Source organism: Streptomyces noursei (assembly GCF_016917755.1).
GTDB classification, from domain to species: Bacteria; Actinomycetota; Actinomycetes; order Streptomycetales; family Streptomycetaceae; genus Streptomyces; species Streptomyces yunnanensis.
Map to the genome: position 1 here is coordinate 4,250,272 of NZ_CP070326.1, position 14,751 is coordinate 4,265,022.

The window sequence follows — 14,751 nt, forward strand, 5'->3', positions numbered from 1 at the left end:
CCGGTTCACAGCCGGGCGATGTCGCCCACCGGGAAGCGCGGGGCGCGGCGCGGCGGGACCAGGCCGGAGAGCAGGATCAGCCGGGCCGCGCGGTGCCGCTGCCCCGCGTAGGGCGCCAGGAGCTGGAGCATCTCCTCGTCGGTCGTGCCGCGCCGGCCGGTGAGCGCATAGCCGATGATCTTCGGCAGGTGCAGGTCGCCGACGGTGATCGCGTCGGGGGCGCCCAGGGCGCGCTGGAGGGTCTCGGCGGCCGTCCAGGGGCCGATGCCCGGGATCGCGGTCAGCCGGCGGGTGGCGTCGCCGAGGTCCATCTCCGCGGCCTCCTCCATCCGGGCCGCCGCCCGCACCGCGCGCAGGATCGTCGACGACCGCTTGGCGTCGACGCCGGCGCGGTGCCACTCCCAGGACGGGACCAGCGCCCAGCCGCGCGGCTCGGGCATCACCCGCAGCCGGTCCCAGGGGCCGGGCGCGGGCGTGCCGTGCCGCTGGAGCAGCAGCCGCCAGGCGCGGTACGCCTCGTCGCTGGTGACCTTCTGCTCCAGGATCGAGGGGATCAGCGACTCCAGGACGAGTCCGGTGCGGGCGAGCCGGACGCCGGGGTGGCGGCGGCGCGCCTCGTGGACGACGCGGTGCCGGGCGGTCAGCGCCGCCGGGTCGTCGGACTCCCCCAGCAGCTCCGGCAGCCGTTCCAGCAGCCACGGGGCGCCCGGGCCCCACGCCGTCGCCGCGACGTGGCCCTCGGCGGCGCGGGCCGCCAGGCACAGGGTGCCGGGGCCCTCCGGCGTGCGGCAGGCCCGCCAGATCTCGTCGCCGCGCACCGCGAACGCCGGGTCGCCCGGACCGCGGCGCAGCACCCCGAGGGTGCGGTGCAGGTCGTAGGGGCCGGGCGGAACCCAGGTGCGGGCGGGCATGCGGCCAGGTTAGGCGATGCGGCCGGGCCGGAGGCGGGCGCGGCCGCGGGCCTGCGGGAGCGTCCCGCGGGCCCGGCCGCCGGCCGTCACTGGTCGGAGGAGAAGCGGACCGCGCCCGCGGGGATGTCGGCGCCGCACCAGATGCGGATGCCGCCGCGCAGTTCGTTGTCGGCGCCGACCACCGCGCCGTCGCCGATCACCGCGCCGTCCAGCACCGTGCGGGCCCCGATCCGGGCGCCGGCGCCGATCAGCGAGTCGCGGACCACGGCTCCGGGTTCGATCACCGCGCCGTCGAGGACCGTGCTGCCGTCCACCTGGGCGCCGGCGCCGACCCGGGCCGCGGGGCCGACGACGGTGCCGCCGCCGAGCTTGGCGTCCGGGGCGACCTCGGCGCCGTCCAGGACGAGGCGGTCGCCGCGGCGGCCGGGGACGGCCGGGGACGGGGCGCGGCCCTGGACCAGGTCGGCGGAGCCGCGGACGAACGCCTGCGGGGTGCCGAGGTCGAGCCAGTAGGTGGAGTCGACCATGCCCTGGAGGTGCGCGCCGTCGGCGAGCAGGCCGGGGAAGGTCTCGCGTTCGACGGAGACCGGGCGGCCGGCGGGGATGGTGTCGATGACCGACCGGTTGAAGACGTAGGCGCCGGCGTTGATCTGGTCGGTGACGATCTCCTCGGGGGTCTGCGGCTTCTCCAGGAAGGCGGTGACCCGGCCGGTGTCGTCGGTGGGGACGAGCCCGAAGGCGCGCGGGTCCTCGACCCGGGTGAGGTGCAGCGAGACGTCGGCGCCGCTGGTGCGGTGGGTGTCGACCAGGGCGCGGATGTCCAGGCCGGTGAGGATGTCGCCGTTGAAGATCAGCACCGGGTCGTCGGGGCCCGAGTGCAGCCGGGAGGCGACGTTGCGGATGGCGCCGCCGGTGCCCAGCGGCTCCACCTCGGTGACGTATTCCAGGTGCAGGCCGAGCGCGGAACCGTCGCCGAAGTACGGCTCGAAGACCTCGGCGAGGTAGGACGTGGCCAGGACGATGTGCTCGACGCCGGCGGCGCGGGCGCGGGCCAGCTGATGGGTCAGGAAGGGCACGCCGGCGGCCGGGACCATGGGCTTGGGCGTGTGCACCGTCAGCGGGCGCAGTCGGGTGCCCTTGCCGCCGACCAGGAGGATCGCTTCAGTCACTGTGTCCTCTGTGTTCGCTTCTCCGCCCCGCAGCACAGCGGCGCGGCCATCGTCGTCGACTGTGGCCCGGCGGCTGCACGTGCGACGCTCACGGGTCTTGTCTGCTTCCTGCTGGGGTCGGCCGGTCGGCGGACCAGTGTAGGCAGATGGTGCGTCGGTCTCCTTCGGTGGGACGCCGGGACGAACCGGGACGGGGTGGGTCTTGGTGACGGGGTGACGGGTGGTATCGCGGACTGTAGGACGTGCGGAACTAGGGATCGGCTTAGTGTCCGGAGCGCCTGCCGCGCAACGGTGGGGTGAGATGTTTCACGGCGGCCCGCGGGGATCGGCTCAACGGCCCTGGAAGCGGGCCGCCGCCTGCCGCACCGCGGGCAGGTCGGCGTACAGGAGGGTGCCCGGGCATTCCGTCTTGAAGCCGTCGCGGTGACCGGAGATGACGTGTTGTCGGACGGTCAGGCCCTTCCGGTAGAGGTTGCCGCCGGTGGAGATCATCGGGGTCCGGGCGCGCGGATCGGTGCCGGAGAGGCCGAGCTTCCAGGCCGCGAGGCGGCCCAGCGCCTGGACGGCGGGGCGCGACGGCGCGGCCTTGCCGAAGGAGCCGAGCAGGGCGATGCCGGTGCTGTCGTTGTTGAAGCCGAGGGTGTGGGCGCCGAGTACGGCTTTGGCGACGCCGCCGGCGCGGCCCTCGTAGATGGTGCCGCACTTGTCGATCAGGAAGTTGTAGCCGATGTCCCGCCAGTGGCTGCTCCTGACGTGGTAGCGGTACAGGCCGCGGATCACCGAAGGGGCCTGTGCGCAGGTGTAGTTGTTGCCGGTGGCGCTGTGGTGGACGAAGACGGCGCGGACGGCGTGGGTGTAGACGAAGCGGTTCTCCCGCAGCCTCTCGTCGGCGCCCCAGCCGGCCCGGGTGACGATGCGCGGGCGGGCGCCGATGTGCACCGCTCCGCCGGCGGGGCCGCCGGCGACGGAGACGTCGGCCTGGGTCGCGGCCTGGTCGGCGGCGGGGATCTCGGTGGCGCCGGCCGGCGCGAGGGGCGCGTTGGCGGCGGAGCTGGCGGCCTCGGGGGTGCCGGGCGGGCCGCCGCCGCGCACGGCGGGGGTCTCCGGGCCGGGGTCGACGAGTTCCAGGCGGAGGCCGTGCGGGAGCACGCTGGGGGCGCGGTGCGGGTCGGCGGGGGTCAGGCGCAGTTGGACGGCGTCGCTGGCGCCGACCCACAGGGGCGCCGTGCTGCCGCGTGCGCCGCCGCCTCGGCCCTCCCCGGCACCGAGGTCGGGGGCGTCGTCGCTGTCGGTCTGGATGTCCTGCCAGCCGGACCACAGGCCGCTGCCGCGGGCCCGGGTGCGGATCTGGGCCCGGCCGCGGAGGGGGACCGCGGCGTCGTCCCAGACGACGCCGACGAGGGAGAACGGCCGGACCGTGCGGGGCGGCAGTTCACGGACGACCTGCGCCTGTGGCGGGGCGGTGTCCTGGACGGGGCCGCGCCGGGCGGTCGGGGCGAGGCCCTGCAGGGGCAGGGACTGGGTGGCGCCCGGCAGGTCGCGGGCGCCCGCCGTGCCGGGCCCGGCGGCTGGGGCATGGGCGACGGGACGCGCGGCAGCCGCCGCTCCGGTGGAGCCGGTGCCTGCACCGGACGCTCGCGCGCCGCCGGCGCTTGCCGCAAAGACCGGGGCGAGGGGCAGGGCGAGGGCGGCCGTGCACGCGGCGCCGAGGCAGGTCGCGAGGAAGGAGCGCATGGGAAATCCTGGACACGGCCGGGAGCGGCCCGCCAATGCTGGCCTGACGGGGCATCGGCCGAACCGGTGGCCGGCGCGGACCGTACCCGACTGACCGTCAGTGGCCCGCGCGCGTACTCTGGCCGCGATGAACGCCACCGATCGCACCCCCGCCGACCTGCTGGGTTCCGCGCTCGCCGCGGACCCGGGCCGCCCCCTGGTGACCTTCTACGACGACGCCACCGGCGAGCGCGTGGAACTCTCCGTCGCGACCTTCGCCAATTGGGTGGCGAAGACCGCCAACTACCTCCAGGGCGACCTGGCCGCCGAGCCCGGCGACCGGCTCGCGCTGCTGCTGCCCGCGCACTGGCAGACCGCCGTCTGGCTGGTGGCCTGCTCCTCGGTGGGCGTGGTCGCCGAGGTGGGCGGTGATCCGGCCGCGGCCGATCTCGTCGTCAGCGGCCCGGATTCCCTCGACGCGGCACGGGCCTGCTCCGGGGAGCGGGTGGCGTTGGCGCTGCGCCCGTTGGGCGGCCGGTTCCCGCAGCCGCCGGCCGGCTTCGCGGACTACGCGGTCGAGGTGCCGGGCCAGGGCGACCGGTTCGCACCGTTCGTCCCGGTGGATCCGGGCGCGCCGGCGCTGGCGGTCGGCGGCGAGGAGCTGACCGGCGCCGGGATCGGGGAGCGGGCGCTGGCGGATGCCGCGGCCGCCGGGCTGCCGCCGGCGCCGCGGGTGCTGTCGGGGCTCGGCTACGACACCTGGCGGGGCCTGTCGCTGGGGCTGTACGCGCCGCTGGCGGCGGGCGGCTCGGTGGTGCTGTGCCGGCATCAGGACCGGCTGGACGGGGACGCGCTGGCCGCCCGGGAGGCCACCGAGAAGGTCACGTTCACCGTGCCACGCTCCTGAGACGGCCAGGGTCCTGAGACGGCCGGGGTCCTGACGCGGCCGGGGTCCTGACACGGCCGGGACGGGCCCGGAGGGCGCCGGCTCCCCCGTCCGGCGGAGGGGGATTCCCGCCGGGCGGGCCGGTTCGCCGGCCCGGGGCCATGCTCGGTGTACGTACGCCGCCCGCGTACGGACTCCCCGGCGCGGGATCCGGTGGTCTTCTCCCCGCGGTGCCCGGCGCGGGGGCGTGCCGCCGACTCCGTGAGGGAGGTCGCCCACGTGACCGAGCGCCCCGACATCCCGCCCGACCGTCGACGCCCCTCCGGGGGCCGCGGGCGGGGGACGCCGGGCCGCGATCGGCGGGCACGGTTCCGGGGCTGGCCGGAGCGGCCCGAAGGGCTGCTGGCGACCGACCGGCCGGGGCCGCCGCGGACCCCGACGCCGCGCCACCGCCGCTGGCTGCGGGCCGCGGCACTGGCGCTGACCGTCGCCGTGCTGGCGTCGGCGGGGTGGGGATGGGCCGTGTGGACCCGGCTCAACCACAACATCCGCTCGGACAGCGCCACCGAGCGGGAGCTGGAGAAATACGAGTCGGAGCGCCCGCCGGCGGGCCCGCCGAACGCGCAGAACATCCTGTTGATCGGCTCCGACAACCGGGGCGGCGGCAACGAGGAGTACGGGGCGGACACCGGCACCCAGCGTTCGGACACCACGATCCTGCTGCACCTGGCGGCCGACCGGAGCAGCGCCACCGCGGTCAGCATCCCGCGCGACCTGATGGTGCAGGTGCCGCACTGCAAGCGCGCCGACGGGTCGGAGTCCGCGCCGCAGACGATGCAGTTCAACTGGGCGTTCGCGTTCGGCGGGGCGGCCTGTGCGATCCGCACGGTGGAGAAGATGAGCCGGATCCGGATCGACCACCACATCATCGTGGACTTCATGGGTTTCAAGAACATGGTGGACGCGGTGCACGGCGTGCAGCTCTGCCTGGCCCGGCCGATCGAGGACGACGAGGCGCACGTGTCGCTGCCGGCCGGGTGGCAGACGTTGGACGGCGAGGCGGCGCTGGGCTACGTGCGGGCCCGCAAGAGCCTGGGCGACGGCAGCGACACCCAGCGGATGGCGCGCCAACAGCAGTTCCTGGGCGCCCTGGTGAAGAAAGTGCAGAGTAATGGTGTGCTGCTCAATCCGATGCGGCTGTATCCGGTGATGGATGCCGCGACGAGTTCGCTGACCACCGATGCCGGGCTGGCTTCGCTCCGGGGTTTGTACGAATTGGTCCGCAGTATGCGCGGCATTCCCACCGCACATGTGCAGTTCCTGACCGTGCCGCGTACCGAGTACCGCTACGACCCGAATCGCGATCAGCTGGTGCAGCCCGACGCGGACCGGCTCTTCGAGCGGCTGCGCAATGATCAGCCGGTGGCGGTGGTGCCGCAGCCACCCGCCCGGGCCGCGGACGACAAGGCGGCCGGTGACCGGCGGGGCGGCCGGGCGGCGCCCACCGCGAGTTCGCCGCCGGCCTTTCCCGGGAGCACCGCGGAACACGGCGCCTGCCAATAAAAAAGCCGCAAAGGGCGCCGGCGCCCCGTGAAGGGAATGGGCGGATTGCCCAGTTGTAGGGAAGTGGAATTTGTCACGGGCGTCGCCCGACGTTGAACTGGACGGATAGTGTGAGCGATCCGGTCCGCTCGACCAGCCGACCGATGACCCTTGTCCATTGACTGTTGACCAAGCACCGAACCAGCTAAGACACGATCGACCGACCGAGCGCCTTGAGGGGATGGCGCCGCGTGGTACCGACGGAGGACTCAAGGCACCGTGGACGCGCAAGGCCGTGGGCAGGCGGACGACAACAACGTCGATCCCGCCGATCAGTGGGTGTTCAATCCGAACACCGGCAACTACGAGTTGCGGCTTGACCCGGCGGGTCAGGGCCCGGCTCGGCCCGCCGACCGCAAGGCGCCCGGCAGACGTTCCGCGCGCAACCCCCGTGCGGGGGGCGGTGACACGGACACCCGTCCGCTGCCGGTCCAGCGTGGCCGGGGCGCGGATGACGACGAGCCCGCCGAGCCCACCGAGGGCGGCCGGGCGGCGCGCCGGGCGGCCGGCCGGGCCGCGACCGCGGTGGCGGCCGGGGCCGCGGCGAGCCGCCGCAAGCCCAAGCCGAAGAAGTCGGGCAAGCGGAAGTTCCTGTACTGGACGGCCGGTGTGGTGGGCTTCGTCCTGGTGGCCGGCTGCGGCACCGCGTTCGTGATCTACCAGCAGCTGGACGGCAACATCAAGAAGGTCGACGTCGGTGAGGAGAACTCAGCGGTCACCGACGGTCCGGTGAACCTCCTGATCATCGGCACCGACGCGCGCACCGGCAAGGGCGACACCGGCTACGGCGACTCGGGCAGTGTCGGGCACGCGGACACCACGATCCTGATGCACGTGTCCAAGGACCGGACCAACGCCACCGCGCTGAGCATCCCGCGCGACCTGATCACCGACATCCCGGACTGCCCGACGAAGCAGCCGGACGGCTCGACGAAGGTCATCCCGGGCCAGCAGCACGTGCGGTTCAACACCAGCCTGGGCCAGGAGGGCCGGGACCCGGGCTGCACCTGGCGGACCGTCGAGAAGCTGACCGGGGTGAAGATCAACCACTTCACGATGGCGGACTTCAACGCCGTCAAGGACCTGTCCGACGCGGTGGACGGCGTCGAGGTGTGCGCGGCCAAGGACATCAACGACCCGAAGTCGCACCTGAAGCTGACGGCCGGCCGCCACGTCGTCAAGGGCGAGCAGGCGCTGGCGTTCGTCCGGACCCGGCACTCGGTGGGCACCGGCAGCGATCTGAGCCGGATTCAGCTCCAGCAGCAGTTCATCGGGTCGCTGATCCGCAAGCTGAAGTCCAGTGCGTTCGGCAGCCCGAGCAAGCTGCTGGACGTCGCGCAGGCGGCGACCAAGGCGCTGACGGTGGACACCGGTATCGGCACCGCGAGCAAGCTGCTGGACTTCGGCAACGACCTGAAGAAGGTCGACCTCAACAAGATCACCTTCGCCACCGTCCCGGTGTTGGACAACCCGCGGGACAAGGCCACCGTCGTCCTGGACACGGCCAAGGCCGACCCGCTGTTCAAGATGGTGCAGCAGGACCACACGCTGGCCAAGGGCGCCGGCAAGGACAAGGGCGGCAAGAGCGCGCCGGTCAAGAAGGCCCCGCCGGAGCTGGTCCGGGTCGATGTCACCAACGGGGGCGGGCCGTTCGGCGCGGCCCAGGAGACCGTCGACTGGCTGCAGAACACCAAGGGCGCCCGGCTGTCCACGAACGCCGGCAACGCCCCGGAGAAGCTGTCCGCGACCCGGCTGGAGTACGCGCCCAACCAGGCCGACCAGGCCGCCACGTTGGCCGAGTGGATGGGCCTGCCCAAGAGCGCGTTGAAGAAGACCGGCGCGGACGCCGGTCCGCGGGTCCCGATGAAGCTGGTGCTCGGCAAGGACTTCACCGCACCGGGTTCACCGATCGAGGCGCCGACCGAAACCCCGGAGGGGGTTCAGCACGTCAATGCAGATGACAAGAACATCTGCGCGAAGTAACCCGGCGGGCCGCTCAACAGGGAACGCCAGCAGGCACAACGCCAACAGGGGCGCCAACAGTGGCGCGGCGTCAGCCGCTCCACTGGAGCCGGTGCTTGCACCGGGCGCTCCAGTGGAGCCGGTTGCTTGCACCGGGCGCCGAGCGCACCGGAACGGACACGGGGGGATTGCCGAATGCCGCAGAGCGGTGTGCGCGGTGACGGGCAGCGCCAGGAGCCGGAGCCGCAACGGCTGGGCTGGAAGGCCGGCGGCTTCGCGGACAAGGGGCTGCCGCCGGACGCGCCGGACTGGGCCGCCGACGGAGCCGTCGGCAGCCTCGCGTCCGGCGCGGACGGCGGCCCGCCCGACGACGAGCCGACTGGCGGCCGCGCCCGGCGCCGCAAGGCCGACAAGGCCAACAAGGGCGCCAGGGCCGACGGTTCCGGCAAGGGCGGCAAGGGCCGACGGGTGCTGCGCTGGACGGCGCTGGGCCTGGGCGTGCTCCTGGTGGCCGGGGCCGGCGGCGGCTACCTCTACTACCAGCACCTGAACGCCAACCTCCGCAAGGAGGCGCTGGACCTCGGCCCGGGCGGGCTGAAGAAGCCGGAGCCCAACGCGTTCGGGCAGACGCCGATGAACATCCTGCTGCTGGGGTCGGACGGCCGGAACACCGAGAAGAACATCGAGCTGGGCGGGGCCCGCCAGGACGCGGACCGCAAACCGCTGGCCGACGTCCAGATGTTGGTGCACGTCAGCGCCGACCGCAGCAACATGTCGGTGATCTCCATACCCCGGGACACCCGGGTGGCGATCCCGCGGTGCACCGACCCCAAGGACGGCCACACCTACCCGGAGACCACCGCCCCCATCAACGAGTCGCTCCAGCACGGCGGTCCGGGCTGCACGGTCGCCACCTGGAAGGCGCTGACCGGCATCTACATCGACCATTTCATGATGGTCGACTTCGCCGGGGTGGTGGACATGGCCGACGCGGTCGGCGGAGTGCCGGTCTGCGTCGACCGGAACGTCTACTCGCACGACAGCCGGGGCCACGGCAGCGGGCTGAAGCTGACCAAGGGCACCCACTCCGTCCAGGGCGTCCAGGCGCTCCAGTGGCTGCGCACCCGGTACGGCTTCGAGGACAACACCGACATCGGCCGGGCCAAGGCCCAGCACATGTACATGAACTCGATGATCCGTCAGCTCAAGCAGGGCACCAAGCTCACCGACCCGGTGCAACTGCGGGACCTGGCGGAGGCCGCGACCAGCGCGCTCACCGTCGACGAGGGGCTGGGCTCGGTCAAGAAGCTCTACGACCTGGGCGGCGACCTCCAGCGGGTGCCCACCAAGCGGATCACAATGATCACCATGCCCTGGCAGTACGGCCCCGGGGAGCGGTACGTCGTCCCCAAGCCCGGTGACGCGGAGGCCACCTTCGGGATGCTGCGCAGCGACGTGGCACTGGACGGCAAGGACACCAAGAAGAAGCCCGAGCCGGCCCCCTCGCCGTCAACTCCCAAGGACAAGCTGGCCGTTGTCGTCCAGAACGGCACCGACGGCGCGCACGGACCGGCCGGCGGCCGGGCGAACGACATCCAGGAGCGGCTGGTCGCGCTCGGCTACGCCGGCGCGCGCACCGACTCCCGGCTGACCAGTCAGGCCGACACCGCCCTGCTCTACAAGGGCGCCGCCCAGCGGGGCGACGCGCTGGCGCTCGCCAAGGCGCTGGGGCTGCCCGGCAGTTCGGTGCGGGAGTCGTCCTCGGTCAGCACGATGCGGCTGGTGGTCGGCGAGGACTGGCGGACCGGCACGGAGTTCCCCGCGGCGTCCGGCGCAGCGTCCGCGCACCAGGCCCCCAAGAGCGCGGACCCGCTGAACGCCGAGAAGGACTCCTCGGCCTGCATGACGGTCAACCCGCAGTACACGTTCTGACGCGCCGGGCCCTGCGGTATGGGTGCGCGCCGCCGGGCGCGCACCCCGTGGCGACTACTCCGCGACCGGGGCCGGGGTCTGCACGGCCGGCCGCCGGCTGGCGATGACCTTGCGCGCGAGGGCACGCGGGCTGGTGAGGAAGCCGACGCCCCACGACATGTGCATGGTCGCCAGGGCGACCGGGATCTGGGCGCGGGCCTTGAGCGGGAGCCCCTTGCCGGCCGGCAGCGAGCCCGCGGTGATCGCGGCCAGATAGCCGGCCGGGACGACCAGGCCCCAGGGGGTGACGGCCGCGCCGACGACCAGGCCCGCCGCGATGGCGCAGACCGCGGTCGGCGGGGCGAGGTAGCGCAGGTTGATCGACCCGGAGTGGTAGCGGGCGACGACATGCCGCCACTTCCCGTAGTCCTTGTACTGCTTGGCCAGCGCCTTGATGCTGGGGCGCGGCCGGTACTGGACCTTCAGCTCCGGCGAGAACCAGACTCCGCCGCCGGCCTCCCGGATGCGGAAGTTCAGCTCCCAGTCCTGGGCGCGGATGAACTCCTCGTTGTAGCCGCCCTGCTGCTCCAGCACCTCGCGCCGGAAGACGCCGAGGTAGACCGTCTCGGCGGGGCCGGCCGCGCCGCCGGTGTGGAAGGCGGCGTTGCCCACGCCGATCTTGGAGGTCATGGCGGCGGCCACCGCCTCCTCCCAGGCGTTCTCGCCCTCGGCGTGCATGATGCCGCCGACGTTGGCCGCGCCGGTCTCCTCCAGGAGGCGCACGGCGGTGGCGATGTAGTTCGGCGAGAGCATGCCGTGGCCGTCGACGCGGACGACGATGGGGTGCCGGGACGCCTTGATGGCGGCGTTCAGCGCGGCGGGGGTGCGGCCCGTGGGGTTGGGCACGGTGTGCACCCGGGGGTCCTCGCGGACCAGTTCCGCGGCGATCTCGTCGGTGCGGTCCGTGGACGGGCCGAGGGCGATCACCACCTCCATCTCGCCGGCGTACTCCTGCGCCAGGATGTGCCGGACCGCATTGCGCAGGTGACGTTCCTCGTTGAGCACCGGCATGATCACGGAGACGGCCGGGAGCTGCTGCTGGGGCATGGTTCCTCGGGGGTACGGCCCGCGGCGAGCCGCCATGGGGAGGGCGGCAGCGCCCGCCGGGAGACTGCGGTATTCCGCCTCACGGTACCGCGAACGGGGGACGGCCTCGGACGGCAACCGGGTGGCCGGGCAACATTCGCCCGGTGTGTGACGTTTTGATGCAGATCATATGGGATTACGGTGACCCGGTCCGTTCCGTGACAGGCCCCGCGCCGCAGCCGTCGGGCACCGCCCGGGCCCGTCCCACCCGGCTCCGCCGCCCTGTCCCCGTCCACCGCGGAGGTGGCCCGTGACCGCGCCGTCCCCCTCCTCCCGCACCGTCCCGGGCCGGCGTCCCCGGCGGCCCCTGCGACGCCGGGAGCGCCGGCGTCGCCCGGGGCCGCGCTGGGGGCTGCGGATCAGCGCCGCGGCGACCGCCCTGCTGCTGTCCGCGAGCGGTGTGGGGCACGCCATGGTCACCGACGTGGAGACCGGGATCGGCCGGGTGGACGCCTTCCAGGGGATCAGCGACCGGCCCGGGGGCGGCGCCGGGCTGACCTTCCTGGTCGTCGGCACCGACGGCCGGGAGAAGCTGACCGACGAGGAGAAGCAGCGCTACCACCTGGGCGGCGAGCCCTGCCACTGCACCGACACCCTGATGCTGGTGCACCTCTCCGCCGACCGGAGCCGGGCCAGCGTCGTCAGCCTCCCCCGCGACTCGTACGCCGAGGTGCCCGCCCACCAGGACGCCGACGGCCGGCGCCACCCCCGGCACGCGCTCAAGCTGAACGCGGCCTACGCCGAGGGCGGCGCCAACCTGACCGTGCGCACCGTCGAGCACATGACCGGGGTGCATATCGACCACTACCTGGAGGTCGACTTCACCAGCTTCATGCGGACCGTGGACGCGGTCGGCGGGGTGGAGGTCTGCACGGTGCGCCCGCTCCGGGACCGCTACTCGGGGCTGGACCTGCCGGCCGGGACCTCGCGGCTCAACGGCGGCCAGGCGCTCCAGTACGTCCGCTCGCGGCACGTCGACGCCTCCGCGGACCTGGGCCGGATGCAGCGCCAGCAGCGTTTCCTGGCCGCGCTGTTGGACCGGATCACCTCGTCCGGGGTGCTGATGAACCCGGTCCGCTTCAAGGCGGTCGCGGACGCCATGCTCCGGTCCGTGCGGGCCGACGACGGCTTCGGCGCGGGCGATCTGGCCGATCTGGCGCAGGCGATGCGCGGCTTCAGTCCGGCGTCGTCGGAGTTCGCCTCGGTGCCGCTGCGGGGCGAGGCCGAGAACGTGCCGGGGCTGGGCTCGACGGTGCGCTGGGACCCGGTACAGGCGCCGAAGCTGTTCCGGGCGCTGCGCGAGGACCGGCCGTTCGCGGCCCGCCCGGAGCGCGCGGCGCCGCCCGCCACGCTCGTCGACGTCCCGCCCGGGCGGGTCCAGGTGCAGGTGAACAACGGCACCGGGCGGCACGGGCTGGCCGCCCGGGTCACCCGGGAGCTGCACGCCACCGGCTTCGCCACCACCGGCGCACCCGGCGGCTCCACGCCGGGCGCGGTACCGCACACGGTGATCAACTACGACCCGCACTGGAACCGCTCGGCGCGCTCGCTGGCCGCCGCGCTGCCCGGTGCCCGGCTGCGCCCGGCGGCCGGACTCGGGCCGATGCTGCAGGTGACCGTCGGGACGGACTTCCGGGCGGTGCGGCCGGTACGCGCCGAGGAGCCGACCCTGGCCCCCGGCACCCTCGCGGCGATCACCGGCGACCAGGCGGTGTGCCGATGACCGTGCCCGCGCCCCGCCGCACGGCCGCGGGGCCGCCGCCGGCCGGACCGGACCGCCGGCTGCGCGCGGGCCGGACCGCGGCGGCGGTCGCGCTGCTGGCGCTGCTCGCGGCGACCGCGGCGGCGGCCCCGGCGGCCCCGACCGCGCCGGCCGGCTGCGGCGTCCTGGTCCGCGGCCGGCTGTGTCTGCGCGGCCCGGTCGGCGCGACGGGCCGCTACACCGCCGTCTACCAGCGGGACGAACCGATGCTCGGCGAGCTCACCATCCGGCTCGGCTACCAGCGCAAGAACTCCCGGATCACCGCGTTCCCCGGCTGGTTCGGCACCGGGCGGACGCACGGCGGCACGCTCCGGCTGAGCGGCCGGGTGGAGATGCTGCCGGACGAGTGCATCCGGGGCGTGATGGAGCACACCACGACGGTCTTCGTCACCAAGTGGAGCTGCGACTGACGCCGGGCCGTCCGGCGTCCGGAAAGGTGTGTGCGGAGCATGTGGCAGATCGTCCTGGCCCTCACCCCGGCCGTGGTGGTGCTCTTCGTGCTCGGTTGGCTGGCGCTGGCCCTGGGGCTGGCGCTGTGGTCGCTGCGGGCCCCGCACCGGCACGCCCCGCACGCCGCGGCCCGGTTCCTGTTGGCGGCCTGGGTGCTGCTGATGCTGGTGGTGACCCTCACCCCCACCCAGCCGATCGGCTCCGCCGACGCGACGTTCTGGTGGCGTCCGGGCGGGGGGCTGCTGGAGCTGGGCGCGCAGCTGGAGCCCGGGGAGGTGGCGCTGCTGGTGCGGCGGCAGATCGCCGGCACCGCGCTGTTCCTGCCGGTGCCGCTGCTGCTGCGGTTCGCCGCGCCCCGGTGGTCGACGGCCGGCGCGTTCCTGCTCGGGGTGGGCCTGAGCGTCGCCATCGAGGTGGCGCAGCTGCTGATGCGGGCGGGGCGGGTGGCCGACATCGACGATGTGCTGTGCGCGGCGGCCGGGACCGTCGTCGGGGCGGCGCTGGCGCTGCTGGCGAAGGGGGCGGCGGTGGCGCTCCACCGCCGGGCGCGGTCCGGCCGGGCGGTCCGGGCCGCCGCGGCGCCCGCGCCCGAGGAGGCGTAGGACCTGTCCGATGGGTCGGCGTGGAGCAGCCCGCCGCGGACCGGGCGGGCGACCCCTCAGGTGTCGTCGAGCCCCTCGGCGGCGCGCCGCTCCCGCAGCTCCTTGATGGCGCGGCGGCGGGCCAGCCGGTGCGTCCGGCGGATCTGGGCCTCCTGGTAGCGCCGCCTGTCGCGTTCGCTCTCGGGGACGACCGGCGGCACCGTGCGGGGCTTGCCGTGCTCGTCGACGGCGGCGAAGACGAGGTAGGCGGAGCCGACCTGCTGGGCGGGGGTGGACTCGTTCCAGCGCTCGGCCAGGACCCGGACGCCGATCTCCATGGAGGACCGGCCGGTCCAGTTGACCTGTGCCTTGACGTGGACGAGGTCGCCGACCCGGACCGGCTCCAGGAAGACCATCTCGTCCATGGACGCGGTCACCGCCGGGCCGCCGGAGTGCCGGCCCGCGACCGCCCCGGCGGCGTCGTCGACCAGTTTCATGATCACGCCGCCGTGCACCGTCCCGAGGAGGTTGGTGTCGTTGGCGGTCATGATGTGCGACAGCGTGGTGCGGGAGACGGAGGTGGGCTTGCCCGCAGGGGCGTCCTCCGGGGCGTGGGCGACGAGGTCGGTCATGCAGAACAGCGTAAGCCGGTGCCGTA

General features: G+C 74.2%; 12 protein-coding genes. 7 read left to right on the forward strand and 5 right to left on the reverse strand.

What is annotated here, in order from left to right; translation table 11 throughout:
- Positions 1-5 precede the first annotated feature (5 nt).
- The 3 genes from JNO44_RS18655 to JNO44_RS18665 all read right to left on the reverse strand — a co-directional run bounded on the left by JNO44_RS18655 (position 6) and on the right by JNO44_RS18665 (position 3,814).
- Complete coding sequence (locus JNO44_RS18655) at positions 6-911, reverse strand: DNA-3-methyladenine glycosylase family protein (RefSeq protein ID WP_205365343.1); 906 nt, start codon at positions 909-911, stop codon at positions 6-8.
- An 86-nt stretch (positions 912-997) separates the two neighbouring features.
- Positions 998-2,080 carry a mannose-1-phosphate guanylyltransferase gene (manB, locus tag JNO44_RS18660; protein ID WP_039635872.1) on the reverse strand — a complete coding sequence of 361 codons (1,083 nt, stop codon included), beginning with the start codon at positions 2,078-2,080 and terminating at the stop codon, positions 998-1,000.
- Positions 2,081-2,410: 330 nt separating this feature from the next.
- Complete coding sequence (locus JNO44_RS18665) at positions 2,411-3,814, reverse strand: peptidoglycan recognition protein family protein (protein WP_205365344.1); 1,404 nt, start codon at positions 3,812-3,814, stop codon at positions 2,411-2,413.
- 127 nt (positions 3,815-3,941) lie between these two features.
- On the opposite strand from JNO44_RS18665, the gene JNO44_RS18670 reads away from it, so the two are divergent.
- The 4 genes from JNO44_RS18670 (at position 3,942) to JNO44_RS18685 (ending at position 10,175) form a co-directional block, all read left to right on the forward strand.
- A complete protein-coding gene (locus JNO44_RS18670) occupies positions 3,942-4,700 on the forward strand; it encodes a TIGR03089 family protein (protein ID WP_067350820.1) in 759 nt (252 codons plus the stop codon).
- Between the two features lie 258 nt (positions 4,701-4,958).
- On the forward strand, positions 4,959-6,242 hold the full coding sequence (locus tag JNO44_RS18675) for an LCP family protein (protein ID WP_205365345.1): 1,284 nt from the start codon (positions 4,959-4,961) through the stop codon (positions 6,240-6,242).
- Positions 6,243-6,500: 258 nt separating this feature from the next.
- The gene (locus JNO44_RS18680) at positions 6,501-8,264 is read left to right on the forward strand and encodes an LCP family protein (protein WP_205365346.1); all 1,764 of its coding nucleotides are present in this window, start codon (positions 6,501-6,503) and stop codon (positions 8,262-8,264) included.
- 174 nt (positions 8,265-8,438) lie between these two features.
- Positions 8,439-10,175 carry an LCP family protein gene (locus JNO44_RS18685; RefSeq protein ID WP_205365347.1) on the forward strand — a complete coding sequence of 579 codons (1,737 nt, stop codon included), beginning with the start codon at positions 8,439-8,441 and terminating at the stop codon, positions 10,173-10,175.
- Between the two features lie 54 nt (positions 10,176-10,229).
- Here JNO44_RS18685 and JNO44_RS18690 read toward each other — a convergent pair whose 3' ends face one another.
- Positions 10,230-11,261, reverse strand: a complete 1,032-nt coding sequence (locus JNO44_RS18690; protein WP_205365348.1) for a glycosyltransferase family 2 protein — start codon at positions 11,259-11,261, stop codon at positions 10,230-10,232.
- 289 nt (positions 11,262-11,550) lie between these two features.
- On the opposite strand from JNO44_RS18690, the gene JNO44_RS18695 reads away from it, so the two are divergent.
- Genes JNO44_RS18695 through JNO44_RS18705 form a run of 3 tightly spaced genes read left to right on the forward strand, consistent with a single transcriptional unit; the run spans position 11,551 to position 14,114 of the window.
- Entirely contained in the window at positions 11,551-13,023 is a 1,473-nt protein-coding gene (locus tag JNO44_RS18695) for an LCP family protein (protein WP_205365349.1), read from the forward strand.
- A complete protein-coding gene (locus tag JNO44_RS18700; RefSeq protein WP_205365350.1) occupies positions 13,020-13,472 on the forward strand; it encodes a hypothetical protein in 453 nt (150 codons plus the stop codon). The genes JNO44_RS18695 and JNO44_RS18700 overlap by 4 nt, the downstream gene beginning before the upstream one ends.
- A gap of 39 nt (positions 13,473-13,511) precedes the next feature.
- On the forward strand, positions 13,512-14,114 hold the full coding sequence (locus tag JNO44_RS18705; RefSeq protein ID WP_205365351.1) for a VanZ family protein: 603 nt from the start codon (positions 13,512-13,514) through the stop codon (positions 14,112-14,114).
- A 56-nt stretch (positions 14,115-14,170) separates the two neighbouring features.
- Here the strand turns inward: JNO44_RS18705 and JNO44_RS18710 are convergent, their stop codons facing one another.
- The gene (locus JNO44_RS18710) at positions 14,171-14,725 is read right to left on the reverse strand and encodes an acyl-CoA thioesterase (RefSeq protein ID WP_039635857.1); all 555 of its coding nucleotides are present in this window, start codon (positions 14,723-14,725) and stop codon (positions 14,171-14,173) included.
- Between the last annotated feature and the right edge of the window lie 26 nt (positions 14,726-14,751).

Bases quoted from the DNA above. Each gene is read 5' to 3' on its own strand.
- JNO44_RS18655 (WP_205365343.1), bottom strand. From the start codon at position 911: ATGCCCGCCCGCACCTGGGTTCCGCCCGGCCCCTACGACCTGCACCGC.
- JNO44_RS18665 (WP_205365344.1), bottom strand. From the start codon at position 3,814: ATGCGCTCCTTCCTCGCGACCTGCCTCGGCGCCGCGTGCACGGCCGCC.
- JNO44_RS18670 (WP_067350820.1), top strand. From the start codon at position 3,942: ATGAACGCCACCGATCGCACCCCCGCCGACCTGCTGGGTTCCGCGCTC.
- JNO44_RS18685 (WP_205365347.1), top strand. From the start codon at position 8,439: ATGCCGCAGAGCGGTGTGCGCGGTGACGGGCAGCGCCAGGAGCCGGAG.
- JNO44_RS18690 (WP_205365348.1), bottom strand. From the start codon at position 11,261: ATGCCCCAGCAGCAGCTCCCGGCCGTCTCCGTGATCATGCCGGTGCTC.
- JNO44_RS18700 (WP_205365350.1), top strand. From the start codon at position 13,020: ATGACCGTGCCCGCGCCCCGCCGCACGGCCGCGGGGCCGCCGCCGGCC.
- JNO44_RS18705 (WP_205365351.1), top strand. From the start codon at position 13,512: ATGTGGCAGATCGTCCTGGCCCTCACCCCGGCCGTGGTGGTGCTCTTC.
- JNO44_RS18710 (WP_039635857.1), bottom strand. From the start codon at position 14,725: ATGACCGACCTCGTCGCCCACGCCCCGGAGGACGCCCCTGCGGGCAAG.